Source organism: Streptomyces sp. NBC_01428 (assembly GCF_036231965.1).
Lineage (GTDB): Bacteria > Actinomycetota > Actinomycetes > Streptomycetales > Streptomycetaceae > Streptomyces.
Window position 1 is genome coordinate 1844003 of sequence record NZ_CP109499.1, and the last position, 25241, is coordinate 1869243.

Consider the following 25241-nt stretch of genomic DNA (forward strand, 5'->3'; position numbering starts at 1 on the left):
GCCGGATCGGGCAGAGGCGAGAGCCGGGGACCGTTGCCGGCTCCGACGCTCTCGGAATCGAGCTTGTCAGATGACGGGAGGTCGGCCCAGTCGAGTCAGCCGCCACACCGTACGCCACTTCATGGGACGGCGGGGTCCGCACGGACTGCTCCAGCCCTCCCGGAATCCCCCGAACCAGGCCTTGAGAGCCGCCCGGGAGGGGCGGCGCAGCAGCGTCAGGAGCATCCAGACGCCGAGGTAGACCGGGACGAGGAGCGCGGGGAGGTTGCGGCGGGCGAGCCACACGCGGTTGCGGGCCACCATGCGGTGGTACACCGCGTGCCGCGAGGGGGCGGTCGTCGGGTGGTACAGCACCATGTCGGACCGGTAGTCGATCATCCAGCCGGCGTCGAGGGCCCGCCAGGCGAGGTCGGTCTCCTCATGGGCGTAGAAGAACGCGTCCGGAAGGCCGCCCACTTCGGCGAGGACCTTCGTGCGCACGGCGTTGGCGCCGCCGAGGAACGTGGTGACGCGCGAGGAGCGCATCGGGTCGGCGGCACGCAGCCGGGGCACGTGGCGCCGCTGGGTCTCGCCCGTCCCGGGGTCGGCGATGCGGAAGCTGATGATCCCGAGGCGGGGGTCGTCGGTGAAGGCACGGCGGCACAGTTCCGCGGTGTCGTGGTGGGCGAGCAGTCCGTCGTCGTCCAGGAAGAGCAGGACGTCGACGTCGGTGCCGCCCGGGCCGAAGGCCTCGATGCCGACGTTGCGGCCCCCGGGGATGCCGAGGTTCTCGGGCAGCTCGACCGTACGGACGCCTGCGGGGACGTCGGGGACGGGCGAGCCGTTGCCGACGACGACCACCTCGACGCGGTCGCCGTCCTGCTTGGCGACCGAGTCGAGCAGGGCCCGCAGCTCCTCGGGGCGGTTGCCCATGGTGATGACGACCGCGCCGACCTTCATGCCCGTACTCACTTGAGCCTGCTCGAGGCGAGGATGGACACGAGGTGCAGCAGGGTCTGCAGGATCGCGATGCCGGCGAGCACGGCGGTGCCGAGCCGGGTGAAGAACAGGTCGCCCCTGATCTGGTCGACGATCGCGAGGACCACGATGAGCATGGTCGCCTCGATGCCGAGGATCAGCCGGTGGAACTTGAGCGCGGCCGCGGCCCGGCGGGCGAGCGCCATGCCGGAGGAGCGGGGCTCGGCGGCGGACTCCTGGACCGGGGGCAGACCGCCCTGGTGACGGGCGACACCGACGAGGTCGGTCTCCGCCTTGATCAGGATGGCGCCGAGGGCGGCCAGGGTGCCGAGGAAGGCCCACAGCCAGTCGATCCGGCCGCCGCCCCACAGGTCGGCGGCGCGCAGCCCGAGGCCGACGAGGACCGCGGCGTCGGTCAGATAGGCGCCGACGCGGTCCAGGTAGACCCCGCCGAGCGAGAATTGCTTCTTCCAGCGGGCGACCTCGCCGTCGACACAGTCGAGCAGCAGGTAGAGCTGGACCATGACCAGTCCGAGCACGGCGCCCGCGATCCCCGGCACCAGCAGGGCCGGGGCCGCGAGCACGCCGCACAGAGTCATCAGGTACGTGAGCTGGTTGGGCGTGATCCTGGTGTTCACCAGGTAGCGGTCGCAGCGCAGCGAGATCTCTCGCATGTACAGGCGTCCCGCCCAGTGCTCACCGCTGCGCCGGTCCTTGACCCCCGCGGGGTGAACGACCGGGCGGAGTTCAGCTACTGATGGCCTTGGCATAGTCGGAGTAGAAGTCCTTGATCTGGTGGGTTTTCAGGTCGAGGTGTTCGAGGATCGTGTAGCGCCCGGGCCGGGTCCGCGGAGCGAACTCGACGACCTGGACGAACTCGTCCACGGTGAAGCCGATCTCCTCGGGCAGCACCGGCAGTCCGTGCCGGCGCAGTACCTCGGCCTGGTACACCGACTCCTCGTGCGCCCCGCGCAGGTACATCGCGAAGGCCGCTCCCAGACCGCACTGCTCGCCGTGGCTCGCCGCGCGCTGGGGGAAGAGGAGGTCGAAGGCGTGGTTGATCTCGTGGCAGGAGCCCGAGGCGGGCCGGGAGTCGCCGGAGATCGACATCGAGATGCCGGTGAGGACCAGCGCCTCGGCCAGGACCTGGAGGAAGTCGTTGTCGCCGACACCGCCGGGGTGCCGCAGGACGGCCTCGCCCGCCTGGCGTGCCATCGCGGCGGCGAGACCGTCGATCTTCTCGCCGTTGACGCGGTGGGAGAGCTCCCAGTCCGCGACCGCGTTGATGTTGGACACGGCGTCGCCGATGCCGGACCGGACGAACCGGATCGGCGCCTCACGGATCACGTCGAGGTCGATGACGACCGCGATGGGGTTCGGCACGCCGTAGGAGCCGCGGCCCGCGTCGTTGTCCAGGGTGGCGACGGGCGAGCACAGTCCGTCGTGCGCCAGGTTGGTCGGCACGGCGACGAGCGGCAGCCCGACCCGCGCCGCGGCGAACTTCGCGCAGTCGATGATCTTGCCGCCGCCCAGGCCCACGACGGCGTCGTAGTGCCCGGACCGCATCTCGTCGGCCAGCCGGATCGCGTCGTCGAGCGTTCCACCGCCGACCTCGTACCAGGTGGCACCCGGCAGGGCCGGGGTCAGGCGCTCGCGGAGCCTCGCGCCCGACCCGGTGCTGACCGCGACGGCGATCTTCCCGGAGTGGGAGATCCGCTCGTCGTACAGGACGCTCGCCAGGTCGTCCAGGGCACCCGCGCGGATGTCGACCACGACCGGCGAGGGGATGAGCCTCGTCAGTACTGGCACGCGATCACACGCCCCTTGGCCAGGTCGTCGTGGTTGTCGATCTCCACCCAGGCCACGTCGCCGATGGGCGCGACGTCGATCTGGAAACCGCGGTTCACCAGCTCCTGGTAGCCGTGCTCGTAGAACTGCTGCGGGTCCGTCTCCCACACCGTCTTCAGCGCGTCGGCGAGCTCGTCGGCCGCGGCGCCCTCGATGAGGGTCACGCCGATGTACTCGCCCGTCGCCTCCGCCGGGTCCATCAGCTTCGTGATCTTGCGGACACCCTTGTCGGGGTCCACGACGACCTTCATCTCCTCGTCGGCGAGGTCCTTCACCGTGTCGAGCGCGAGAATGATCTTCTTGCCCTCGCCACGCGCGGCCAGCAGCGTCCGCTCGACGGAGACCGGGTGCACGGTGTCACCGTTCGCGAGGATCACGCCGTCCTTCAGCGCGTCCCGGCCGCACCACAGGGAGTAGGCGTTGTTCCACTCCTCGGCCTTGTCGTTGTCGATCAGCGTGATCTTGAGGCCGTACTTCTCCTCCAGCGCCGCCTTGCGGTCGTACACGGCCTCCTTGCGGTAGCCGACGATGACGCCGACCTCCTTCAGGCCGATCTCCGCGAAGTTCCCCAGCGTGAGGTCCAGGACCGTGATCGAGTCCTCCGCACCCTCGGGACCCACCGGCACGAGCGCCTTGGGAAGAGTGTCGGTGTAGGGACGCAGACGCCGTCCGGCGCCGGCCGCCAGCACGAGGCCGATCATGCGGGTTCTCCTTCATCGTGTACGGCGGGGGCCCCGGAGGACACCCAGAAACGGATGCTCTCGATGAGCACCAGAAGTGCCACGGCCACGGCGAACACCGTGAGCGCGACCTTGAACTGTGCGGCGGTGAGCAGCGCGGCCAGAACGGTGACCAGCAGCGTCCTGCCTTCGTGCCCGCCGGTCGCCCGCACCAGCCAGTGCGGGGGGGCGCCGGCGTTTCCGCGGATGCGGTACACCGTGTCGTAGTGATGGTAGGCGACCGCGGCCACCAGGCCGAAAGCTGCCGGAAGGGCTCCGTTCACGTCCGCGTTGGCCGCGAGGACCAGCACGGTGAGGTACTCCGCCGCGCGGTAGAAGGGCGGAACGAGCCAGTCCAGGGCGCCCTTCAGGGGCCTGAGCAGGGCGGCCGGCGAGAGCAGGACGTAGACCGCGGCCCCGAGGACCGGCCACCAGCTTCCGTAGGGGGCGAGTGCGGCGCAGATCACGACGATCGCCCCGGCGACGAACGCGACGGCGGCGGGCGCGAGGCGCGGGACACCGCGGGCGACACGGGTCAGCAGTTCCGCGAGCGGACCGGAGTCGGTGAGGTCCACGAGGGCCTGGGCGGCCCGGTCGGTGCGGTGTGCCTTGCGGGTGAGCGAGCGCAGCACGCGGCCGGCGGTGGTGTAGGTCGCCGCGAAGGCACAGCCGACGAGCAGGGCGTAGAAGGTGATGCGGGGGGTGGTGAACGCCGTGAGGACGGCGATCATCGCCCAGCGCTCGCCGATGGGCAGGACGATCATGCGGCGCACCCAGACCGTCCAGCCGACGCTGTCGAGCTTGTCCGACAGCGCGGCGGTGGGGCTGGTGTTGGCCGTGGCGTCGTGGTTCGCCTCGTTGAAGGAGAAGTCCACGACGTGCCGGCAGGTCTGCAGGATCATCGCGCCGAGAGCGAGCGCCCAGACGTCGTCGCCACCGCGGGCCGCGCCGAGCGCGAGGCCCGCGTAGTAGGCGTACTCCTTGGCCCGGTCGAACGTCGCGTCCAGCCAGGCGCCGAGGGTGGAGTACTGCAGGGAGTAGCGGGCGAGCTGTCCGTCCGTGCAGTCCAGGACGAAGGAGAAGAGGAGGAGCAATCCGGCGGCGACGTAGCCGGGGCGGGTGCCGGTGGCGGCGCAGCCCGCGGCGATCAGGGCGGTGACCAGCGACGCGGTGGTGACCTGGTTCGGGGTCAGGCCGCGGCGGGCGCACCAGCGGGCGATGTAGCGGGAGTACGGGCTGATGCAGTAGGTGGTGAAGAAGCCGTCGCGGGCCTTCACGGCGCTGCGCAGCCGGATCGCCTCGTCGTCCACGGAGGAGACGGCCTGCCGGGCCTCGTTGCGTTCCTGCGGGTCGGTCGGGACGACGGCGACGAGGGCGCCGAGTTCCGGGCGGTGCACGGCGACGTCGTCCGCGTCGAGGGCGGCGGTGAGGCGTTCGGCGAGGTTCTCGGTGGCGACGGCGAGGCCGCCGCTCGCGGAGCTCTCGCGGGCCAGGGCGCGGGTCAGCGCCCGCCGGGCCTCGGGCTGCACGGACACCGCGCCGGGCAGCGCGGAGGCCGCGAAGCGGGGGTCGGTGAGACCGAGGCGCAGGGCGTGCTCGTGCCCCACGAAGCGGCTGTCGACGACGGCGACCCGCTCGTTCGCCGGCACGGCGGCGAGCAGGCTCTCGGTCTCACCCGCGTCGGAGGCGAGCCGCACGTCGAAGCCGAGCGACCGCAGATCGCCTTCGAGCGACGATCCGGGGACCGGGTGACCGGTGAGGATGGCGGTCGACAGCGAACTCACTCCCTGGGTGCCGGCGCGGCCTCGCGCCGGGCGTGTGCGTGATGGGAAGAGCCCCGGCCTGCAGAGGCGGCCCGGGCGGCGTGTCGGCAGAGGCTATCGGATGAACGGAGGCGGGCGTTCACCGCCCGTTCACGGCCCGATCAACCGCTTCTGCGCTGGCTGCGCCGCGATCATCATCGGGGATCGTGGTCCCCGCTCACAAACCCGCGTTCGCAGACCGGCGCATTCTCGGCATGCCGTCCGACACCCTCCCGCACCCCCCGGAGCGGGGCAGGGCGGACACCTGTTTCGACCGGCATAGGGTTGGCGTCCATGACATGGCTGATCACCGGCGGAGCCGGATACATCGGGGCACATGTGGCGCGGGCGATGGCGGAGGCCGGGGAGCGTCTCGTCGTCCTCGACGACCTCTCGTCCGGGGTGCCGAACCGGCTTCCGGAGGACATCCCGCTGGTCCAGGGCTCCTCGCTGGACGGGGACCTGCTCAAGCGGGTGCTGTCGGAGCACGCGATCACGGGGGTGGTGCACCTCGCGGCGCGTAAGCAGGTCGGTGAGTCGGTGGCCCAGCCGACGCGCTACTACCAGGAGAACGTGGGCGGCCTCGCGACCGTCCTGGAGGCGGTCGCCGGGGCGGGTGTGAAGCGCTTCGTCTTCTCCTCGTCGGCGGCCGTCTACGGCAACCCCGATGTGGACCTCATCACGGAGGACACCCCCTGCGCCCCGATGAGCCCTTACGGCGAGACGAAGCTCGCCGGGGAGTGGCTGGTGCGGGCGACGGGCCGGGCGCACGGTATCGCGACCGTGTGCCTGCGCTACTTCAACGTGGCGGGGGCGGCCTCGCCGGAGCTCGCCGACACGGGCGTCTTCAACATCGTGCCGATGGTCTTCGACCGGCTCACCCGGGGCGAGGCCCCGCGGATCTTCGGGGACGACTACCCGACGCCGGACGGGACCACCGTCCGTGACTACATCCACGTCGCCGACCTCGCCGAGGCGCATCTCGCGGCGGCCCGGCGGCTGGCCGAGGGCGCGAGCGGTGACCTGACGGTGAACATCGGCAGGGGCGAGGGCGTCTCCGTGCGGGAGCTGATGACCCTCGTCTCCGAGGTGACCGGCGACTCCCGGCAGCCCGTCGTCGAGCCGCGCCGTCCGGGCGACGCGCCGCGCGCGGTGGCCTCGGCCGCCCTGGCCGGCGAGCGGCTCCGCTGGAGCGCGCGGCGCGGGGTCCCCGAGATGGTCGAGTCGGCCTGGCGCGGCTGGCAGTTCCACCACCCGGGAACCAGCGCCGGATGATCTTGTCAACGCTCTGACCTGCGGATCGTTTCCGCAGGTCAGAGCATATGACAACGGTGTTCAGTGCCGCGTTGCCCAGGGACCCGTGCCCGTAGTTCACTGTGAGTCCGGACCTGTTGTTCCGGACCGACGCACGGGAGGCGGCTTTCCATGGGGGCTGGGCACGATCACGGGCACGCGCACGGCGCTCCCCCGACGGGCACGGCGGCGGCCGCGTACCGCGGGAGGCTGCGCGTCGCCCTGGGCATCACGCTCACCGTCATGGTGGTCGAGATCTTCGGCGGTCTGCTGGCCGACTCGCTCGCGCTGGTCGCGGACGCGGCACACATGGCGACTGACGCGCTGGGGCTCGGCATGGCCCTGCTCGCGATCCATTTCGCGGCGCGGCCCCCGAGCCGCAACCGCACCTTCGGGCTGGCCCGGGCCGAGATCCTGGCCGCGCTCGCCAACTGTCTGCTGCTGCTCGTCGTCGGCGGCTACGTGCTCGTCGAGGCGATCCAGCGCTTCGTGACGCCCGCCGACACCCAGGGCGGACTGGCCATCGTGTTCGGCGCGATCGGTCTGGTCGCGAACTCGGTGTCGCTGACGCTGCTGATGCGCGGCCAGAAGGACAGCCTGAACGTGCGGGGGGCCTTCCTGGAGGTGGCGGCCGACGCGCTGGGCTCGCTGGCGGTCATCATCGCGGCGGTGGTCATCATCACCACCGGCTGGCAGGCCGCGGACCCGATCGCCTCGATCGCCATCGCGCTGATGATCGTCCCGCGCACCTGGAAGCTGCTGCACGAGACGCTCGACGTGCTGCTGGAGGCGGCGCCCAAGGGCGTCGACATGGCGGAGGTACGCGCCCACATCCTGGCTCTCGACGGGGTCGAGGACATCCACGACCTGCACGCCTGGACCATCACGTCCGGCATGCCGGTGCTCTCGGCGCACGTCGTCGTCAGTTCCGACGTGCTGAACGCCATAGGGCACGAGAAGGTGCTCCACGAACTGCAGGGCTGCCTGGGCGTCCACTTCGACGTGGAGCACTGCACGTTCCAGCTGGAGCCGAGCGGGCACGCCGAGCACGAGGCGCGGCTCTGCCACTGACCGCGCGGAGCTCCCGTAAAACCTGGGGCGGCGCGGTACCGCCCGCTGTTAGCGTGGCCGCGGTCCCCGGAGGTGGGTTGATGACGGTCGTGCCCGGCGCTGCCCCGCGCAGCGACCTCGTCGTCCCCGTTTCCCGGGCCCGCGGCTGACCCGCCGTTCGGCGGCGCGTCGGCCGGGCCCTCGTTCAAGGGTTTTCACCGTGACCGAGCACACAGACAACAGCACCCCGCCGACCCCGGACGGTTCTGCCCGGCGCATCCGCCGGGAGACGTCCGCCGATGCCACGGCGGTGCACGCCCTGACCGCCGCCGCCTTCGGACGGGCCGAGGAGGCCGACCTGGTGGACGCGCTGCGCGCCGACCCGGACGCCTGGCTTCCCGGCCTGTCCTACGTCGCCGAGGCGCCGGACGGCACCGTGGCGGCGTACGCGCTGATCACCCGTTGTCACGTCGACGACGCCCCGGCGGCCGCGCTGGCGCCGGTGGCGGTCCGGCCCGATCTCCAGCGGAGGGGTGCCGGTTCGGCCGTCGTACGCGCGGTGCTGGACGCGGCACGCGCGCGGGGAGAGCGGCTCGTCCTCGTACTCGGGCATCCCGGGTACTACCCGAGGTTCGGATTCGGGCCCGCCGCCGCGTACGGCATCGGGCCCGGATTCGACGTGCCGTCCGAACATCTGATGGCCCTCGTCCTCGGCGGTTCCTGGCCGGTGGCACCGGGCACGATCAGGTATCCAGCGGCTTTCGGCGTCTGACGCACACCGTCCGCATGTCCCGCTCCGGGCTCCCGGGGCGGGACATGCGGGAGCCGCGAAGTGCCGGGAGTGCCGCTTTCGTACGGCAGACTTGGGGCTTGAAGACCGATGCGAAGGATGGGTATGCCGATCACACCTGCCACCGCGACGCACAGTTCGTCGAACGGCACCGTTGAAGCGATCTTGCTGGAACTGGTCGACGAGGACGGCAACACGATCGGTACGGCGGAGAAGCTCGCCGCCCACCAGGCGCCGGGACAGCTGCACAGAGCGTTCTCGGTGTTCCTCTTCGACGAGCAGGGCCGGCTGCTGCTCCAGCAGCGCGCCCTCGGCAAGTACCACTCCCCCGGTGTCTGGTCCAACACCTGCTGCGGCCACCCGTACCCGGGCGAGGCGCCCTTCGCGGCCGCGGCCCGGCGGACGTACGAGGAGCTGGGGGTGTCGCCGACGCTGCTGGCCGAGGCGGGCACGGTCCGCTACAACCACCCGGACCCGGACTCGGGCCTGGTGGAGCAGGAGTACAACCACCTCTTCGTCGGCATGGTGCAGTCCGCGCTGCGGCCCGATCCCGAGGAGGTCGGCTCGACGGCTTTCGTGACCGCCGCCGAGCTGGCCGAGCGGCACGCGAAGGACCCGTTCTCGGCGTGGTTCATGACGGTTCTGGACGCGGCCCGTCCCGCCGTCCGTGAGCTGACGGGCCCGTCCGCGGGCTGGTAGCGGGTCCGCTACACGGCACCCGGGGTGAGCGGCAGGGCGGCCCAGATCACCTTGCCGCCGCTCGCGGTGTGCTCGACGTCGCACACACCCCCGGACTCCCTGGTGACCTCGCGCACCAGCAGCAGGCCCCGGCCGCCGGTCTGGCCGTAGTCGGCCTCCAGCGCGGTCGGGCGGTAGGGGTGGTTGTCCTCGACGGACACCCGCACCCACTCGGCTCCGACGGCGACCTCGACCGCGAGCATCGGCGACAGGAGTGCCGCGTGCTTGACGGCGTTCGTGACCAGTTCGGAGACGATCAGCAGCAGTCCCTGGACGAGTTCGTCCGAGACCGGGACCCCCTGACGGGCCAGCAGGTCACGGACGGCGTGCCGTGCCTGCGGCACCGAGGCGTCGACGGCGGGCGCGGTGAACCGCCACACCCCCTCGTACGGCAGTGGCTCCGGCGATCTGACGCCGGGTGTCACGCCCCCGCCTTCTGGGCTCGGGTCGGACCCCCGCCCGAGGTTCTCCATCGTCCGGTCGCCACCCTTGCGCTCGATTGTCACCACACGTCGAGTGTTGGTAATGCGCTGGTCCGTACCGGAGAACTGAACAGAAGTCAGCGACTATCGACGCCTTCTGACCGTCTGCGTATGACACGGTCAGTTCCACGACAGCTCCTGCCCCTCTGGTGCCGCCTTCCGAAAGTATTCAGGTTGTACGGGTTTGTCCCGGAGCTGACCTGATGCGCGCACCCCTCGCTTCCGCCGCGCCCGGCTCCGTTCCGTTCCGGCTCTCCGGCCGCCTTCCGGCAGCCCTCCGGGGTGCGGATAGCATCCCGCCCATGGAGCCGCAGCTGTCGCATCACGTCGGCGACGGAGTCGCCACCGTCGTCATCGACCATCCCGCCAAGCGGAACGCCATGACGACGGAGATGTGGCGTGCGCTGCCTCCCCTGCTGGCGGAGCTGGCCGGCCGCCCCGACGTCCACGCGCTCGTGCTCACCGGCGAGGGCGCGACCTTCTGCGCCGGGGCCGACATCTCCACGCTGCGCGGTTCCCCGGACGAGGCCCAGGGTCTGGCCGTGCTCGCCGAGGAGTCCCTCGCCGCGTTCCCCAAGCCGACGCTCGCCGCGATCCGCGGCTACTGCGTGGGAGGCGGCGCCCAGCTCGCGGCGGCCTGTGATCTGCGGTTCGCGCAGGAGGGAGCGCTGTTCGGCGTGACCCCGGCGAAGCTCGGGATCGTCTACCCCGCCTCCTCCACACGGCGGTTGGCGGCCCTGGTCGGACCGTCCGCCGCCAAATACCTGCTCTTCTCCGGCGAGTTGATCGACACGGAGCGCGCGTTGCGCACCGGCCTGGTGGACGAGGTGCTGCCCGAGGGCGAACTCGACAAGCGGGTCGGGGAGTTCACCCGCGTCCTCGCCTCGCGCTCGCTGCTGACGCAGGCCTCGGCGAAGGAGTTCGCGAACGGGCGCACCGACCGCGACGCGTACTGGGCGGAGCAGGCGCGCGGCGGCGGCGACGCCCCGGAGGGTGTCGCCGCCTTCCTGGGGCGCAGGCAGCCGCGGTTCACCTGGACTCCCTGACACGCGCTAGCTCAGAACGACGTGGCTGCCGTTGCGGAACCTGTCGACGAGGTGCGCGGGCGCCTTCTCCGGTGAGCCCGCGTCGTACGGCGGCTGGGGGTCGTACTCGGTCAACAGCTGGACGGCCTGGGCGTGTTCGTCCCCGGCGATCCGGCCGAGCAGCGTGAGTCCCATGTCGATACCGGACGAGACACCGGCCGCCGTCACGTACTTGCCGTCGAACACGACCCGCTCCCCCGTCGGCTCGGCCCCGAACTCCTTGAGCCCGTCGAGGGCCAGCCAGTGCGAGGTGGCCCGGCGGCCTTCGAGGAGTCCGGCGGACGCGAGCAGCAGGGAGCCCGTGCACACCGAGGTCGTCCAGGCACTGGTGCCGTCCGCGGTACGGAGCCAGTCGAGGAGGACCTCGTTGCCCATCTGGGCGCCCTGACCCGGGCCGCCGGGAACCACCACGATGTCGGGACGCGGGACCTCGGCGAGGCTCTTGTCGGCGGTCAGCGCGAGCCGTCCGGTGTCGGAGCGGACGGGCCCGGTGCGCTCGGCGACGAAGACGGTGTCCGCGTCCGGGAGCCGGCCGAGCGTCTCGTAGGGGCCGACGGCGTCCAGGGCGGTGAAACGGTCGTAGAGGACGATGGCGATCTGCATCGGAGGCCTTTCGGAGGGTGGGCGGGACACGGGTGGGCGGGCGGGTGCGCTCGGGCCGCGTACGGGATCCGCCGGTTCGGCCGGGCGGGTCAACCGGTGGCCGGGTGGACCGGCGGCGAGGGTGGACCCCGGTGCGGTGTCAGCCGGCCGGTGCCGGCCGGAAGCGGCGCCGGTACTCGGCCGGGGCGGAACCGAGGGTCTTCACGAAGGCGCGGCGCATGGCCTCCGGTGTGCCGTAACCGGAGGCGCGGGAGATCTCCTCGACGCCGTCGGGGGTGTCCTCCAGGAGCCGGCGGGCGTGTTCGAGCCGGACGCCCTCGACGTAGCGGCCGGGCGTGGTGCCGGTCTCGGCCTGGAACGCGCGGGCGAAGTGACGGGGCGAGAGGCGGGCCCGGGCGGCGAGCGACTCGACGCTCAGATCGCCGCCGGGGTGTTCGGAGATCCACTGCTGGACCTCGCGCAACGGTTCGCGCCGCGCGGTCTGCGCGGCGAGCTGGACGCTGAACTGGGCCTGGTTCCCGGGCCGTCGGAGGAAGACGACGAGGTGGCGGGCGATGGTGAGGGCGGCGGCACGGCCCAGGTCGTCCTCCACCAGGGCGAGGGCCAGGTCGATGCCGGAGGTGACCCCCGCCGACGTGGCCACATGGCCGTCACGGACGTAGATCGGATCAGGGTCCACCTCGACCGCCGGATGGTCGCGGGCGAGCCGGTCGCAGTATGCCCAGTGGGTCGTCGCCCGCCGGCCGTCGAGGAGGCCCGCCGCGGCGAGCAGGATCGCGCCGGTGCACACGGAGACGAGGCGCTCGGCGCCCGGGCCGTGCGCGCGCAGCCAGTCGACGAGCAGGGGGTCGGGGTTCCGCGTGCCCCTGCCTCCGGGCACCAGAAGCGTGTGCGGCGCGGGCGCCTCGGCGAGCGGGTGGTCCGGGACGAGGACGAGTCCGCTGGAGCAGCGCACCGGGGCGCCGTCCAGGGAGGCGGTGCGGATGCGGTACGAGTCGGCGCGGTGTGCCTCGGCGCCCGCGAACACCTCCAGCGGGCCGGTGACGTCGAGGCTCTGGACGCCGTCGAAGAGGACGATCAGGACCGTTCGCATGCCTCGATTCTCGACCCGCGCCCGGATGGCCGCAATGACGCGTACCCCACCTTTCCTGCCATCCGGGCACCACGGTTCACGACGTACCGACCAGTCGGTAATGTGCGGGGTATGACCACTCCACTGCCGGAGCGCGCCGGGCGCCGCTGCCACAACGTCCTCAACCCGCTGCACTCGACGCACTACTTCTCCCCCGATCTGGGGCGTGAGCTGGCCGCGGTCGGCATCGCGGACGACCGCGGCGCGTACTTCGCCGCGCGGTCCGCCGCCATGGGCGCGGTCGGCGCCGGCACGGTGACGGCGACGTTCTACAACTTCCGGCACTCGCTGGTGGCCGAGCACGTGCCCCAGGTGTGGGAGAAGGCCTCCCCGGAGACCGTCCTCGCGGCGCGCCTGCGGGCCGTGGACGCGACGCTCACGCGGCTGCTCGGCGAGGACGTCGTCGCCTCCGAGGAGGTGGCCGAGGCCGCCCGGCTCGCGCTGCGGGCGGCCGAGGCCTGCGACGCGACGGCCCGGCCGCTGTACTCCGCCCACGCGGACCTCCCGGTGCCCGGGCCGCCGCATCTGGCGCTGTGGCACGCGGCGACCCTGCTCCGCGAACACCGCGGTGACGGACACCTCGCCGCGCTGCTCGACGCGGAGCTGGACCCGGTGGAGGCCCTGGTGAGCCACACCGCGACCGGCAAGGGCATGGCCCCCAAGTGGGCGCTCGGCACCCGCGGCTGGAACCGGCAGGACTGGGAGGCGGCGTCCGGACGGCTGCGCGAGCGCGGGCTGCTCGACGCCGAGGGCGAGTTGACGGAGGCCGGTGTGGCCCTGCGGCAGGACATCGAGGCCCGCACGGACCGCCTCGACCGCGCCCCCTACGAGCACCTCGGCGCGGCCGGGGTGGAGCGGCTCACCGAGCTCGCGAAGGGTCTGCTGATGACGGCGCTCGCCAACGGGGCGTTCCCGGCGGACATGATCGGCAAGAACTGAGGTACCCGTTCGTCACCGGCTCCTCCGTGCCGGAAGACGAAAGGGGAAAGAACATGCTGCGTGCCATTGCCGACGTTCTGCGTCAGATCGGCGGGGCCATCGCCACCGTCGTCACCCTGCCGTTCCGGGCTCTGGCCCGGCTGTTCGGCGGAGCCTCGGGCTCCGGACGGACCCGCAAGGCGTGAGGGACGGCGCCTCCCCCGGCGCCGCCCCACGGCGCGCGACCGCTCCGTGCGCCGCCCTGATCCACCGTTGTCGGTGTCACCTGCCACAATTGCCGCGCAACCCCAGTGGAGAAGGCGGTACGGGATCGTGACGACACCCCTCGTAGGGTCCATCGAAGGCAGGATCGCCGAGGAACTCGGCGTACGGGAGCGGCAGGTCAAGGCCGCCGTCGACTTGCTCGACGGCGGCTCGACCGTGCCCTTCATCGCCCGCTACCGCAAGGAAGCGACCGAGATGCTCGACGATGCGCAGCTGCGCACCCTCGAGGAACGGCTGCGCTATCTGCGGGAACTGGAGGAGCGGCGCGCCGCGATCCTCGAATCGGTGCGCGAGCAGGACAAGCTCACCCCCGAGGTGGAGGCGCAGATCAGGGGCGCCGAGACGAAGGCCCGCCTGGAGGACATCTACCTCCCGTTCAAGCCGAAGCGGCGCACCAAGGCGCAGATCGCCCGTGAGGCGGGCCTCGCACCGCTGGCCGACGGCCTGCTCGGCGACCCGTCCGTCGACCCGCTCGCCGCGGCCGCTGCCTTCGTCGACGCGGACAAGGGCGTCGCCGACCCGCAGGCCGCGCTGGACGGCGCCCGGTCGATCCTCACCGAGCGCTTCTCGGAGGACGCGGACCTCATCGGCGAGCTGCGCGAGCGCATGTGGGTGCGCGGCCGGCTGTCCGCCAAGGTCCGGGAGGGCAAGGAGGAGGCGGGCGCCAAGTTCGCCGACTACTTCGACTTCGCGGAGCCCTTCAAGGATCTCCCCTCGCACCGCGTCCTCGCGATGCTGCGCGGCGAGAAGGAGGACGTCCTCGACCTCGTCCTGGAGCCCGAGGAGCCGACGGAGGGCCCTTCGTCGTACGAGGGGACCGTCGCTCACCGCTTCGGCATCGCCGACCGCGGCCGGCCCGGTGACAAGTGGCTGGTGGACACGGCCCGTTGGGCCTGGCGCACCCGCATCCTCGTGCACCTCGGCATCGACGTGCGGCTGCGGCTGCGCACGGCCGCCGAGGACGAGGCGGTGAACGTCTTCGCGGCGAACCTGCGGGACCTGCTGCTCGCCGCCCCGGCGGGCACGCGCGCGACGCTGGGCCTCGACCCCGGTTTCCGTACGGGTGTGAAGGTCGCCGTCGTGGACGCGACCGGCAAGGTCGTCGCCACCGACGTCATCCACCCGCACGTTCCGGCCAACCGGTGGGACGAGGCCGTCGCCAAGCTCGCGCGGCTCGCCAAGGAGCACACGGTCGACCTGGTCGCGATCGGCAACGGCACGGCCTCCCGCGAGACCGACAAGCTCGCCGCGGAGCTGATCACCAAGCACCCCGAGCTGAACCTCACGAAGGTGATGGTGTCCGAGGCGGGGGCGTCGGTGTACTCCGCGTCCGCGTTCGCCTCGCAGGAGCTGCCCGACATGGACGTGTCGCTGCGCGGCGCCGTCTCCATCGCACGGCGCCTCCAGGACCCGCTGGCCGAGCTGGTGAAGATCGACCCCAAGTCGATCGGGGTCGGGCAGTACCAGCACGACCTGTCCGAGGTGAAGCTCTCCCGCTCGCTGGACGCGGTGGTCGAGGACTGTGTGAACGGCGTGGGGGTGGACGTGAACACCGCCTCCGCCCCGCTGCTGGCCCGCGTCTCCGGCATCACCTCGGGCCTCGCGGAGAACATCGTGGCGCACCGCGACGCGAACGGCCCCTTCACCTCGCGTACGTCCCTCAAGGGCGTCGCCCGGCTGGGCCCTAAGGCGTACGAGCAGTGCGCCGGCTTCCTGCGCATCCGGGGCGGCGACGACCCGCTGGACGCCTCCAGCGTGCACCCCGAGGCGTATCCCGTGGTGCGGCGGATGGTGAAGACGGCCGGTGGTGAGGTCGGTTCGCTCGTCGGCAACACGGGTGTGCTGCGCTCGCTGAAGCCCGCCGACTTCGTGGACGAGAAGTTCGGCCTGCCGACGGTGACGGACATCCTCAGGGAGCTGGAGAAGCCCGGGCGCGACCCGCGGCCCGCCTTCAAGACGGCCACGTTCAAGGACGGCGTCGAGAAGATCTCCGACCTGGCCCCCGGGATGATCCTGGAGGGCGTCGTGACGAACGTGGCCGCGTTCGGTGCCTTCGTCGACGTCGGCGTCCACCAGGACGGGCTCGTGCACGTCTCCGCGATGTCGAGGACGTTCGTGAAGGACCCGCGTGACGTGGTGAAGCCCGGCGACATCGTCAAGGTGAAGGTCCAGGACGTCGACATCCCGCGCAAGCGGATCTCGCTGACCCTGCGGCTGGACGACGAGGCGGCGGCACCGGCTCCCGCCGAGGGCGGCGGCCGTCCGCAGCGGGGCGGGCGTCCGCCCCAGCAGCGGGGGCAGCGGCAGGGCGGCCAGCGACAGGGCGGGGGCGGCCGCGGAAGTGGCGGCGGCACCGGCGGTGGCTCGCGGCAGGCTCCGCCGCCCGCCAACAGCGCGATGGCGGACGCCCTGCGGCGCGCGGGTCTGACCGACCCCAAGGGCGGCCGGGGCTGACACGCGGTCCGGGTACCGGGGCCGACACCGGGTCCCGGGTACCGGGGAGGGTGAAAGCCCTCGGTGGGACGGACGGAGGGGCGGCTGCCGTGATCGGCGGCCGCCCCTCCGGCGTGTGGTCGCAGCCCGCTCCACGCCCCCTGTCGGGCGCGGCGGTGTGCCGCCCGGCTCAGCGCTCGGTCACCTTGCCGTCCGCCACTTCCAGGCGGCGGGTCGTGCGGACCGCGTCGAGCATCCGGCGGTCGTGGGTGACCAGCAGGAGCGTGCCCTCGTACGAGTCCATCGCCGATTCCAGCTGCTCGATCGCCGGGAGGTCGAGGTGGTTGGTCGGTTCGTCCAGGACCAGCAGGTTGACGCCCCGGCCCTGGAGGAGGGCGAGGGCGGAACGGGTGCGCTCGCCCGGGGAGAGGGTCGCCGCCGGGCGCGTCACGTGGTCGGCCTTGAGCCCGAACTTGGCCAGCAGGGTGCGGACCTCGGCGGGTTCGGTGTCGGGCACGGCCGCGCCGAACGCGTCCATCAGCGACTCGGGGCCGTGGAAGAGCTTGCGGGCCTGGTCGACCTCGCCGACGACCACGCCGGAGCCGAGGGTGGCGTGGCCCGCGTCGAGCGGCACCCGGCCGAGCAGGGCGCCCAGCAGGGTCGACTTGCCCGCGCCGTTGGCCCCGGTCACGGCGACCCGGTCCGCCCAGTCGATCTGCAGGGTCGCCGGGCCGAAGGTGAAGCCGCCGCGCCGTACCTCGGCGTCCCGCAGGCCGGCCACGACCGCGCCCGAGCGCGGTGCCGCCGCGATCTCCATGCGCAGTTCCCACTCCTTGCGCGGCTCGTCGACCACGTCGAGACGCTCGATCATGCGCTGGGTCTGCCGGGCCTTGGAGGCCTGCTTCTCGCTGGCCTCGCTGCGGAACTTGCGGCCGAGCTTGTCGTTGTCGTTGCCCGCCTTGCGCCGGGCGTTCTTGACGCCCTTGTCCATCCAGCCGCGCTGCATCTGGGCCCGGCCTTCGAGGGCCGAGCGCTTGTCGGCGTACTCCTCGAAGTCCTCGCGGGCGTGCCGGCGCGCGGTGTCGCGCTCCTCCAGGTAGGCCTCGTAACCGCCGCCGTACAGGGTGATCTGCTGCTGGACGAGGTCGAGTTCGAGGACCTTGGTGACGGTGCGGCTGAGGAACTCGCGGTCGTGGCTGACGACGACGGTGCCCGCGCGCAGTCCGGAGACGAAGCGCTCCAGGCGCTCCAGGCCGTCCAGGTCGAGGTCGTTGGTCGGCTCGTCGAGCAGGAAGACGTCGTAGCGGGACAGGAGCAGCGAGGCGAGTCCGGCGCGGGCCGCCTGGCCGCCGGACAGGGAGGTCATCGGCTGGTCGAGGCCGACGCCGAGGCCGAGGGTGTCGGCGACCTCGGCGGCGCGTTCGTCGAGGTCGGCGCCTCCGAGGTCGAGCCAGCGTTCCAGGCTGTTCGCATAGGCGTCGTCCGCGCCGGGCGCTCCGTCGACGAGGGCCTGCGTCGCCTCGTCCATCACGCGCTGGGCCTCGTCCACGCCCGTGCGGCGCGCGAGGAAGTCCCGGACGGTCTCGCCCTCCCGGCGTTCCGGTTCCTGTGGCAGGTGTCCGACGGTCGCGGTCGGCGGGGAGAGCTTCAGCTCGCCCTCCTCCGGGGTGAGCAGACCGGCGAGCAGGCGCAGCAGGGTGGACTTGCCCGCGCCGTTGGCGCCGACGAGCCCGATCACGTCACCGGGAGCGACGACGAGGTCGAGTCCGGCGAAGAGGGCGCGGTCGCCGTGTCCGGCGGTGAGGTTCTTGGCGACGAGGGTGGCAGTCATCAGGGGGCCGATTTTAACGGCCGTCCGTCGCGCTCCGCGCCGCCGATCGGGACGGGCCGCCGCGCCCTCGCCGACCTACCCCCGCAGGACCGGCGTTTCCGGGCCGCCTGAGGGCCCCGCCACCCTGCCTCACCACCGCCTCCCACGCTTCCGCACGGCCCCGGCCCGCCAGCCCTCCCCCCCCTGGCCGGGGGCTGGCCAGCGGCTTGGCAGGATGGCCCGGCGACTCGGCCCGGCGGTCCGCATCCCCAGCCGGGATGCGGACGAGTGGGGTCGGCCGTGATCCGGTGATCCCGAGATCCCGAGGCGGGTCGCTGCTTCCTCGCTCCGGGAAGCCCCCGGCGTTCCTGGTGCGCCGCGTCGCGCCGAGCCGGCCCGGGGTCAGCGGGCCATCGCCTCGACCAGTACGCCCCCCGACGTCCGGGCCACGACGAACGACGCGCCCTTCACCGCCCGGGCCTCCAGCGGGATCCGGTGCCGCCCGGTTTCCAGGACGCCGTCGAAGACGTCGTGGGCGTGGCCCCGGGCGAGGCGGTCGAGCCGGTACGCGGTCAGCCGGACGCGGCAGGTCGAGGTGACCTCGATCCCGGCCTCGCCGTCGGCGGCGACCAGGCGGGTGAGGCGGCGCAGCTCCAGGGGCCCGCGGTCCAGCGCGTGCTCGACCTGGGCGACCAGCAGCGGAACGATGGGCGCGAGCCCCTCGACGTGCGGTACCTCGATGTCCGCGGCGTCGAAGGCCTCCCGTACGGCGGCCCGTTCCGCCGCGCCGACGGACGGTCCGTACACCACCGCTCCGTAGACGCGCAGTTCACCGGCCGGGACTCCGGTGGTGTCGCGCGCGATGTCGGCGCCGATCCCGATGGTGCGCAGGGCGGCGGCGAGTTTGGCGAGCAGCGCGACCCGGGGGCCGATCAGCAGGACGCGGGGGCGACGGCCCGCGTCGGTGTCAGCGTCGGCGTCGGCGTCGGCGTCGAGGAGGGAGTTCAGTGCGGCGCGGTACTCCGTGCCGTGGAAGCGGAACGGACCCATCCCGTGGTAGCCGTTGCGCTCCAGGTCGGGCCGCTCCCCCGTCTGCCAGGCGAAGTCGCGCCAGACGTAGTCGTCGTCCTCCCTCTCGATCAGCGCGGTGACGGCACCGCACTCGACGCCCTCGCACTCGGGGCAGCCGTAGATGACGTGACGGCCGTCGGACAGCGGGGCGTCGGCCTCCAGCAGCAGGCCGCGCACCTGGGCGGTGAAAATGGCGGGCGGGACGTCGGAGGCGAGTGGGGACACCGCGTCGAGGTCGGAGAGCTGGAACAGGAGCGGGCGTCCGTCGACGACGAAGTCGACGAAATCCCGGTGCACTTGGAAGTCACCGTTGGCGAGGACTTCACCGGCACGCATCGCCGGTGCCAGGCCGAAGGTCGCGTACTCGGCAGACATGCCCCGAGTATTCCCGCACGGGGGCCGGTCCGAGCACGGCATGACACATTCCGCTAGCGTCCCCGCATGGAGCAGCCCGGGAACGACGAGGTGATCGTGGTCGGCAGCGGGGTCGTCGGTCTGACGACGGCCGTGGTGCTGGCCGAGGCCGGACGGCGGGTCCGGGTGTGGACGCGGGAGCCCGCCGAGCGGACCACCTCGGCGGTCGCCGGGGCGCTGTGGTGGCCGTATCGCATCGAACCGAAGGCGCGCGCCCGCGCGTGGGCGCTCACTTCCCTCACCGTGTACGAGGAGTTGGCGGCCCGGCCCGCCGAGACGGGCGTACGCGTGGTCGAGGGGGTGATGGGCGAGACGCGGTTGGACGAACTCGGCGACTGGGCGGCACGCGTGCCCGGCCTGCGCACGGCGACGGCGCAGGAGTACCCCGGGACGGCTCTGTGGGCGCGACTCCCGCTGATCGACATGCCCGTCCATCTGCGTCTGCTCCAGGACCGGCTCCTCGGGGCCGGCGGCACGATCGAGGAGCGGGAGGTCACGGACCTGTCCGAGGTACCGGCCGCGATCGTCGTCAACTGCACGGGCCTGGGGGCCCGTTCGCTCGTCCCGGACCCCGCCGTCCGGCCCGTGCGCGGGCAGCTCGTCATCGTGGAGAACCCGGGGGTACGCGACTGGCTCGTCTCCACGGACCCGGCGGCCGGGACGACGACGTACGTCTTCCCGCAGCCGGACCGGCTCGTCCTCGGCGGCACCACGGACGAGGACGACTGGTCGCGGGAGCCCGACCCGGACGTGGCGGCGGCGATCGTCGAGCGGTGCGCGGCGCTGCGGCCCGAGGTCGCCGGGGCGCGGGTGCTCGACCACCGGGTGGGCCTGCGGCCGGTACGGGAGGCGGTCCGGCTGGAGCGTGAAGTCCTGCCCGACGGGCGGGTTTTGGTGCACAACTACGGTCACGGGGGCGCCGGGGTCACCGTGGCGTGGGGGTGCGCGCGGGAGGCGGCCGGGCTCGTGAGCGCGGCCGCCTCCCGCTGAGAGCGGTCCTTCAGGCGCGGTGGGTCAGCGCCGCTCCCCCGGGACACGGACGGCGGCGCCGGGATCGCGTACGCCGTCGAGGACGGACGCGGCGGGGGCCGGGGCGGAGCCGGCGGTCGCCCGAGCGAAGGCCGCCGCGCCGCCGACGAGCGGGACGTGCGCGGACGTACGGGTCAGGTCGAGGGTCAGGGCCGGTGTGCTGGACGGCGGGTCGATCAGGTCCTTGTCGGTGCCCGCGACGATCAGCGCGAGGCGGTGACCCTTCGGGACGACGTGGTCGGTGGCCGCGAGGTCGAGGGTGGTCGTGTAGGCCTTGCCGGGCGTGAGCGGGCCGCCGTGGCCCGAGGCGCGGTGGCCGAGGTCGGCCCAGCCACGGCTCAGGACGGTGAAGTCGACGTCCGCCGTGGCAGCCTCGGTCCCCAGGTAGCAGGCGCTGTCGCCCGCGGTGCTCGCGCCCCAGCAGGTGCGGCCGGTGAGCGTGGTGATGCCCTCGCCCGGGCCCGCGTAGTCGCGGACGGTGTCCGGTCCGAGGTCGACCAGGACCGCGGAGAGATGGGCCGTCGAGGTGGTGGGGGTGGCGGTGACGGTGACCCGGGAGGAGCCGGAGAGCCGCAGGTCGCGGGTGAGCGGCCCGGTGGTGAAGCCCGCCTTCTCCGGCGTCGGCCGGTCGATGTGCGCGGCCCAGTCGGTCTCGCTCAGCGCCGGGTCGTCGGTGAAGGTCTCCGTCCCCGAGCCCCCGCGGAGGGCGAGGGTGCCGACGCCGGCCTGGGTGCCCGTGCCCGGGTGCAGGGTGGTCGCCGTGGTGGTGCGGGGCGGCCAGAGTGTCGAGGTGGTCCACTGGTCGGGGTGGCGTTCGATGTCGGCCATCGGCTCGTCGTCGATGCCGTTGTCGTAGCCGAGGAGTTCATGGTCGAACCAGCGGTGGAGGGTGTCGACGAAGGCGGCACGGCGGAAGTCGAAGGGGTCGACGTGGCCGGTCTGGGAGAGCCAGATCTTGCGCTCGACACCGTGCCGGGCGAGGGCGTCCCACCACTGGCCGAAGTTCTTCGTGCGGACGTTGAGGTCCTGCATGCCGTGGACGAGGAACACGCTGGCGCGCACCTTCGAGGCGTCCTTGACGTAGTCGCGCTCGGTCCACAGCGGCGTCCAGTCGCCGGTGCGCGGGGCCCCGTCCACCAACTTCTGCTGTACCGCGGCGCACTTGGCGCGCGCGTCGGGACTGTCCACGTAGCCGGAGAGCCAGTCGGGGCCGGAGTCGTAGAGCGGGGCGCCCTGGGCGAAGTAGTAGTCGTACCAGGAGGAGATGGCGCTGATCGGCACGATGGTCTTCAGGCCCTTGACGCCGGTGGCGGCGACCCCGTTGGCGATGGTGCCGTCCCAGCTCTTGCCGATCATGCCCGTACTGCCGTCCGTCCAGCCCGCCTTGGCGGTGACGGCGCCGGTGCGGGTGGTGTATCCGCGGGCCCGGCCGTTCAGCCAGTCCACGACGGCCTTGGCCGACCGCACGTCGGAGCGGCCGCCCACGTCGACGCAGCCGTCGGAGCGGTTCGTGCCGGCGAGGTCGACTCCGACGAAGGCGTAGCCGCGCGGGACGAAGTAGTTGTCGTAGAACAGCGGCATCTGGACGACGTGGCCGTTCGCGTCGTACGTCTTCACCTGGCTCTCGTTGCCGCGCCCGCAGCACGAGTAGTAGGGGCTGGCGTCCATGATGACGGGGACTTTGCGGCCCTGCCGGGCGGGTTCGCGGGGGCGGACGATGTCGACGGCGACCCGGTCGGGCTTTCCGTCGCTGTCGCCGTCGAGCCCGGTGTCGACCCAGACGGACTCCCGGATCGCGTTCTCGTACGAGTAGACCGGGGTGCTCTCGCGCGGGGCGCCGTGTGCGGCGGCGGGGGCGAGGAACGCGGCCATCAGGGCGGCCACGGCGGCCGTCGCGAGCGATCTCCAGGTCGTGAAGCGCATGCGGCGCACGGGTATCGGCATGCGCGGAAGGTACCCCGGTCAACTCCCTTGCAAAAGGGGGGAGATGAGCGACGGGTGGGGTGGGGCGTCACATGTCGGCCGAATGGCGATCGTGTGACAGGGGTGGCCGTGGACATGACCGGGGCCACAGGGACTCAATAGGCTCCGGACAGACTTCATGCCCCCACGACTTGGAGCCCCACGTGCACCGCAGACTCATCGCCCCGGGCGCCCTGGCCGCCTCCCTGCTGCTGGCGATCCCGGCATCGGCGGCAAGTTACACACCCGGAGCACCGGGCATCGGCGACCGCTACTACCCGGCCTACGGCAACGGCGGATACGACGTCTCCCACTACGACCTGCGGCTCACGTACCAGCCACGGACGGACGAACTGGAGGGCACGGCGACCCTGCTGGCGACGACCACGCAGGACCTGTCCCGGTTCGATCTGGACTTCCTGCTCGACGTGAGCGAGGTCCGGGTCAACGGCGCGAAGGCGTCGTTCGAGACGTCGGGCGAGCACGAGCTGGAGATCACCCCGGCGAAACCGCTCGCCAAGGGCACGCCGATCACGGTCGTCGTCCGGTACAGCGGGGTGCCGTCCACGAAGTCCGCGTACGGCTTCTCGACCTGGCACCGGACGCCGGACGGCGCCGTCGCCGCGGACGAGCCCGAGTCGGCGTGGTGGTGGTACCCGAGCAACGACCACCCGCTCGACAAGGCGACGTACGACGTGTCGGTGGCGGTGCCGGACGGCACCCAGGCGATCTCCAACGGCACACTCCAGTCGTCGAGTTCACGGCTGGGCTGGACCCGTTACAACTGGCGGTCGAACAAGCCGCAGGCGACGTACCTGACGACGCTCGCGGTCGGGAAGTTCGACATCACGACCGGCACGTCCGACGGCGGCGTCCCGGTCGTCAACGCCTACAGCAAGGACCTCGGGGACAACGACGGCGCGGCGCGCGCCAGTGTCGAGCGGACCGGCGAACTCGTCGACTGGCTGAGCGGCTACTTCGGGCCGTATCCGTTCAGTTCCGCGGGCGGATACGTCCCCAACACCACGACCGGCTACGCGCTGGAGACGCAGACGCGGGTGTACTACAGCCCCCGCCAGTTCGCGAACGGCTCCAACACCTCCGTGGTGGTGCACGAGTTGGCGCACCAGTGGTACGGCGACGACGTGTCGCTGAAGGGCTGGAAGGACATCTGGATCAACGAGGGCTTCGCGCGCTACGCGCAGTGGCTCTGGTCGGAGCACGAGGGCGAGGGCACCGCGCAGGAACTCGCGGACTACACCTACGCCTCCCACCCGGCGGACGACGCGTTCTGGACGGTCGCGCCCGGAGACCCCGGGGCGGAGAACCAGTTCGACACGGCGGTCTACGACCGGGGCGCGCTGGCCGTGCAGGCCCTGCGCAACGAGGTCGGGGACGACGCCTTCTTCGCCATCCTGAAGGGGTGGCCGAAGGAGCACGCGTACGGCAACGCGTCGGTCGACGACTTCCGGACGTTCGCCGAGCGCGTGTCCGGGCGGTCGCTCGCCGCGCTCTTCGACACCTGGCTCTTCCAGCCGTCGAAGCCCGCGGCTCCGGCGGCGCGGGGTGCGGGTCCGGCCAAGTCCGCGGAAACGGCCGCCCGGGGTTCGGTGCCCCGTCCCAGGTCCTGGAAGAAGATCGCGGCGACCGACACGGTCCACACCGGCACGGCCGACGGGCGCTGAGGAGACCGGCCGGACGGACTCACCGACGGGCGTGGGCGCCCCGCGCAGGAGTGGGGCGCCCACTCCGTCGTCGGCGCGAACCGGTACCCGACCGCACCGTCCCAGCCGCTCTGCCGCTTCACGCTTCACGCGGTCACGCCGGGTAGGCCTTCTCCCACTCTGCCGCCCGGGAGACCAGTTCGGCGTGGCTGACGGCCCCGGCGCGGGTCGAGGGCACGGTGCAGGCGTGGGCGCCGGCCAGCGCCCCGTACAGGGCGCAGCGGCGGAGCGGCTCCCCGGTCAGCCGGCCGAAGAGGAATCCGGCGGCGAACGCGTCCCCGGCGCCGTTGGAGTCGACGACGGGTGCCGGGGGCGGTACCGCGGGGACGTGGACGAGTTCGTCCCCGGCCAGCAGGTACGCGCCCTCGGCGCCCGCCGTGGCGACGACCACCTCGGCCCGGCCCCGCTCCCTGACGCGCCGCATGGTCCGCTCGGGGTCGGCGAGCGCGGTGGTGGAGACGAACACGATGTCGGCGGCGTACGCGAACGGCTCGTGGTACGGATTCTCGCCGTCCCAGTTGTGCAGGTCGGTCGACAGGGTCACCCCGGCCTCCCGGAGGGCCGGCAGGGTGTGCGCGCAGGGGTGGGTGATCGACACGTGGGCGTGCCGGCTCGCCCCGGCCAGCTCCCGCACCGTCCCCTCCGGGAACCGGTCGGCCTCCCGTGAGCGGGTGTCGTCGTACAGGGACAGCCGCCGCCCGTCGGGGCCGACGAGATTGACCGCCCGCTTGGTGCCGGCGGGCTGGGGCACCGTCGTGAGCGGGATGCCCCGGTCGCGGTGCAGGGCCCGGACGAGGTCGCCCTCCGGGTCGTCGCCGAGCAGGTCGAGGTGGTGCGTGCGCAGGCCCAGCTCGTGCAGCCCGAGGGCCACGAAGTCCCCCGTCTGTCCGGCCCGTGTCTCGATCCCGGGGCGGATCATGTGGCTGTCGGCGTACGGAAGGGGCAGCTCGGGCACGTGCACGATGGTGTCCACGCCCGCGCCGCCGAGGACGAGGACGTCGATGTCGCGGCTCATGACTCTCCCTGTCGGATGCGACCAGCGAGTCAAGCAGGCCCGGACGATCACTGCAAGGAGTTGCGCAAGGTTCCGCAACTC

The 25241-nt window shown here is 72.4% G+C and carries 22 protein-coding genes; 10 read left to right on the plus strand and 12 right to left on the minus strand.

Annotation, left to right across the window (positions count from 1 at the left end; translation table 11 throughout):
* Positions 1-66: 66 nt before the first annotated feature.
* The 5 genes from OG406_RS08045 to OG406_RS08065 are packed head-to-tail and all read right to left on the minus strand — an operon-like array spanning position 67 to position 5299.
* The gene (locus tag OG406_RS08045; protein WP_164371394.1) at positions 67-951 is read right to left on the minus strand and encodes a glycosyltransferase family 2 protein; all 885 of its coding nucleotides are present in this window, start codon (positions 949-951) and stop codon (positions 67-69) included.
* The gene (locus OG406_RS08050; RefSeq protein ID WP_164371395.1) at positions 948-1727 is read right to left on the minus strand and encodes a CDP-alcohol phosphatidyltransferase family protein; all 780 of its coding nucleotides are present in this window, start codon (positions 1725-1727) and stop codon (positions 948-950) included. The genes OG406_RS08045 and OG406_RS08050 overlap by 4 nt, the downstream gene beginning before the upstream one ends.
* On the minus strand, positions 1705-2766 hold the full coding sequence (locus OG406_RS08055; protein ID WP_329184967.1) for an iron-containing alcohol dehydrogenase family protein: 1062 nt from the start codon (positions 2764-2766) through the stop codon (positions 1705-1707). Before OG406_RS08055 ends, OG406_RS08050 begins: the two co-directional genes overlap by 23 nt.
* Positions 2754-3506: a phosphocholine cytidylyltransferase family protein gene (locus OG406_RS08060; RefSeq protein WP_266617608.1), complete on the minus strand. Its 753-nt coding sequence runs from the start codon at positions 3504-3506 to the stop codon at positions 2754-2756. Before OG406_RS08060 ends, OG406_RS08055 begins: the two co-directional genes overlap by 13 nt.
* On the minus strand, positions 3503-5299 hold the full coding sequence (locus OG406_RS08065) for a DUF5941 domain-containing protein (RefSeq protein ID WP_266620339.1): 1797 nt from the start codon (positions 5297-5299) through the stop codon (positions 3503-3505). The genes OG406_RS08060 and OG406_RS08065 overlap by 4 nt, the downstream gene beginning before the upstream one ends.
* A 321-nt stretch (positions 5300-5620) precedes the next feature.
* On the opposite strand from OG406_RS08065, the gene galE reads away from it, so the two are divergent.
* The 4 genes from galE to idi all read left to right on the plus strand — a co-directional run bounded on the left by galE (position 5621) and on the right by idi (position 9158).
* The gene (gene galE, locus OG406_RS08070; protein ID WP_329184969.1) at positions 5621-6601 is read left to right on the plus strand and encodes a UDP-glucose 4-epimerase GalE; all 981 of its coding nucleotides are present in this window, start codon (positions 5621-5623) and stop codon (positions 6599-6601) included.
* A 150-nt stretch (positions 6602-6751) separates the two neighbouring features.
* Positions 6752-7690 (plus strand): cation diffusion facilitator family transporter, encoded by a 939-nt coding sequence (locus OG406_RS08075; RefSeq protein WP_164371399.1) that lies wholly within the window; start codon positions 6752-6754, stop codon positions 7688-7690.
* A gap of 199 nt (positions 7691-7889) precedes the next feature.
* Positions 7890-8441, plus strand: coding sequence for a GNAT family N-acetyltransferase (locus OG406_RS08080; protein ID WP_329184972.1), 552 nt, complete (start codon positions 7890-7892; stop codon positions 8439-8441).
* A 123-nt stretch (positions 8442-8564) separates the two neighbouring features.
* Positions 8565-9158, plus strand: coding sequence for an isopentenyl-diphosphate Delta-isomerase (idi, locus tag OG406_RS08085; RefSeq protein WP_081220416.1), 594 nt, complete (start codon positions 8565-8567; stop codon positions 9156-9158).
* 8 nt (positions 9159-9166) lie between these two features.
* Here the strand turns inward: idi and OG406_RS08090 are convergent, their stop codons facing one another.
* On the minus strand, positions 9167-9670 hold the full coding sequence (locus OG406_RS08090) for an ATP-binding protein (protein WP_164371517.1): 504 nt from the start codon (positions 9668-9670) through the stop codon (positions 9167-9169).
* A gap of 311 nt (positions 9671-9981) precedes the next feature.
* Here OG406_RS08090 and OG406_RS08095 point away from each other — a divergent pair, with 311 nt between their 5' ends.
* Positions 9982-10725: an enoyl-CoA hydratase/isomerase family protein gene (locus OG406_RS08095; RefSeq protein WP_329184974.1), complete on the plus strand. Its 744-nt coding sequence runs from the start codon at positions 9982-9984 to the stop codon at positions 10723-10725.
* A gap of 6 nt (positions 10726-10731) precedes the next feature.
* Here OG406_RS08095 and OG406_RS08100 read toward each other — a convergent pair whose 3' ends face one another.
* Positions 10732-11367, minus strand: a complete 636-nt coding sequence (locus tag OG406_RS08100; protein ID WP_164371402.1) for a DJ-1/PfpI family protein — start codon at positions 11365-11367, stop codon at positions 10732-10734.
* Between the two features lie 139 nt (positions 11368-11506).
* Entirely contained in the window at positions 11507-12460 is a 954-nt protein-coding gene (locus tag OG406_RS08105) for a GlxA family transcriptional regulator (protein ID WP_329184976.1), read from the minus strand.
* Between the two features lie 111 nt (positions 12461-12571).
* Between OG406_RS08105 and OG406_RS08110 the strand changes: the two genes are divergently transcribed.
* The 3 genes from OG406_RS08110 to OG406_RS08120 all read left to right on the plus strand — a co-directional run bounded on the left by OG406_RS08110 (position 12572) and on the right by OG406_RS08120 (position 16156).
* Positions 12572-13438: an SCO6745 family protein gene (locus tag OG406_RS08110; RefSeq protein WP_267049066.1), complete on the plus strand. Its 867-nt coding sequence runs from the start codon at positions 12572-12574 to the stop codon at positions 13436-13438.
* Positions 13439-13491: 53 nt separating this feature from the next.
* Positions 13492-13623: an LPFR motif small protein gene (locus OG406_RS08115; RefSeq protein ID WP_266617602.1), complete on the plus strand. Its 132-nt coding sequence runs from the start codon at positions 13492-13494 to the stop codon at positions 13621-13623.
* Positions 13624-13750: 127 nt separating this feature from the next.
* Positions 13751-16156: a Tex family protein gene (locus OG406_RS08120; protein ID WP_326841921.1), complete on the plus strand. Its 2406-nt coding sequence runs from the start codon at positions 13751-13753 to the stop codon at positions 16154-16156.
* A gap of 169 nt (positions 16157-16325) precedes the next feature.
* Here the strand turns inward: OG406_RS08120 and OG406_RS08125 are convergent, their stop codons facing one another.
* Positions 16326-17966 carry an ABC-F family ATP-binding cassette domain-containing protein gene (locus OG406_RS08125; RefSeq protein WP_164371406.1) on the minus strand — a complete coding sequence of 547 codons (1641 nt, stop codon included), beginning with the start codon at positions 17964-17966 and terminating at the stop codon, positions 16326-16328.
* A gap of 381 nt (positions 17967-18347) precedes the next feature.
* Positions 18348-19391, minus strand: coding sequence for an oxidoreductase (locus OG406_RS08130; protein ID WP_329184982.1), 1044 nt, complete (start codon positions 19389-19391; stop codon positions 18348-18350).
* Between the two features lie 66 nt (positions 19392-19457).
* Between OG406_RS08130 and OG406_RS08135 the strand changes: the two genes are divergently transcribed.
* Entirely contained in the window at positions 19458-20420 is a 963-nt protein-coding gene (locus OG406_RS08135) for an FAD-dependent oxidoreductase (protein WP_329184985.1), read from the plus strand.
* Positions 20421-20444: 24 nt separating this feature from the next.
* Here OG406_RS08135 and OG406_RS08140 read toward each other — a convergent pair whose 3' ends face one another.
* On the minus strand, positions 20445-22403 hold the full coding sequence (locus OG406_RS08140; RefSeq protein ID WP_329184987.1) for a Xaa-Pro dipeptidyl-peptidase: 1959 nt from the start codon (positions 22401-22403) through the stop codon (positions 20445-20447).
* A 182-nt stretch (positions 22404-22585) separates the two neighbouring features.
* On the opposite strand from OG406_RS08140, the gene OG406_RS08145 reads away from it, so the two are divergent.
* Positions 22586-24106 (plus strand): M1 family metallopeptidase, encoded by a 1521-nt coding sequence (locus OG406_RS08145; RefSeq protein WP_326841925.1) that lies wholly within the window; start codon positions 22586-22588, stop codon positions 24104-24106.
* Positions 24107-24239: 133 nt separating this feature from the next.
* On the opposite strand, the gene OG406_RS08150 is transcribed toward OG406_RS08145, so the two are convergent.
* On the minus strand, positions 24240-25160 hold the full coding sequence (locus OG406_RS08150) for an adenosine kinase (protein WP_329184989.1): 921 nt from the start codon (positions 25158-25160) through the stop codon (positions 24240-24242).
* Positions 25161-25241 lie beyond the last annotated feature (81 nt).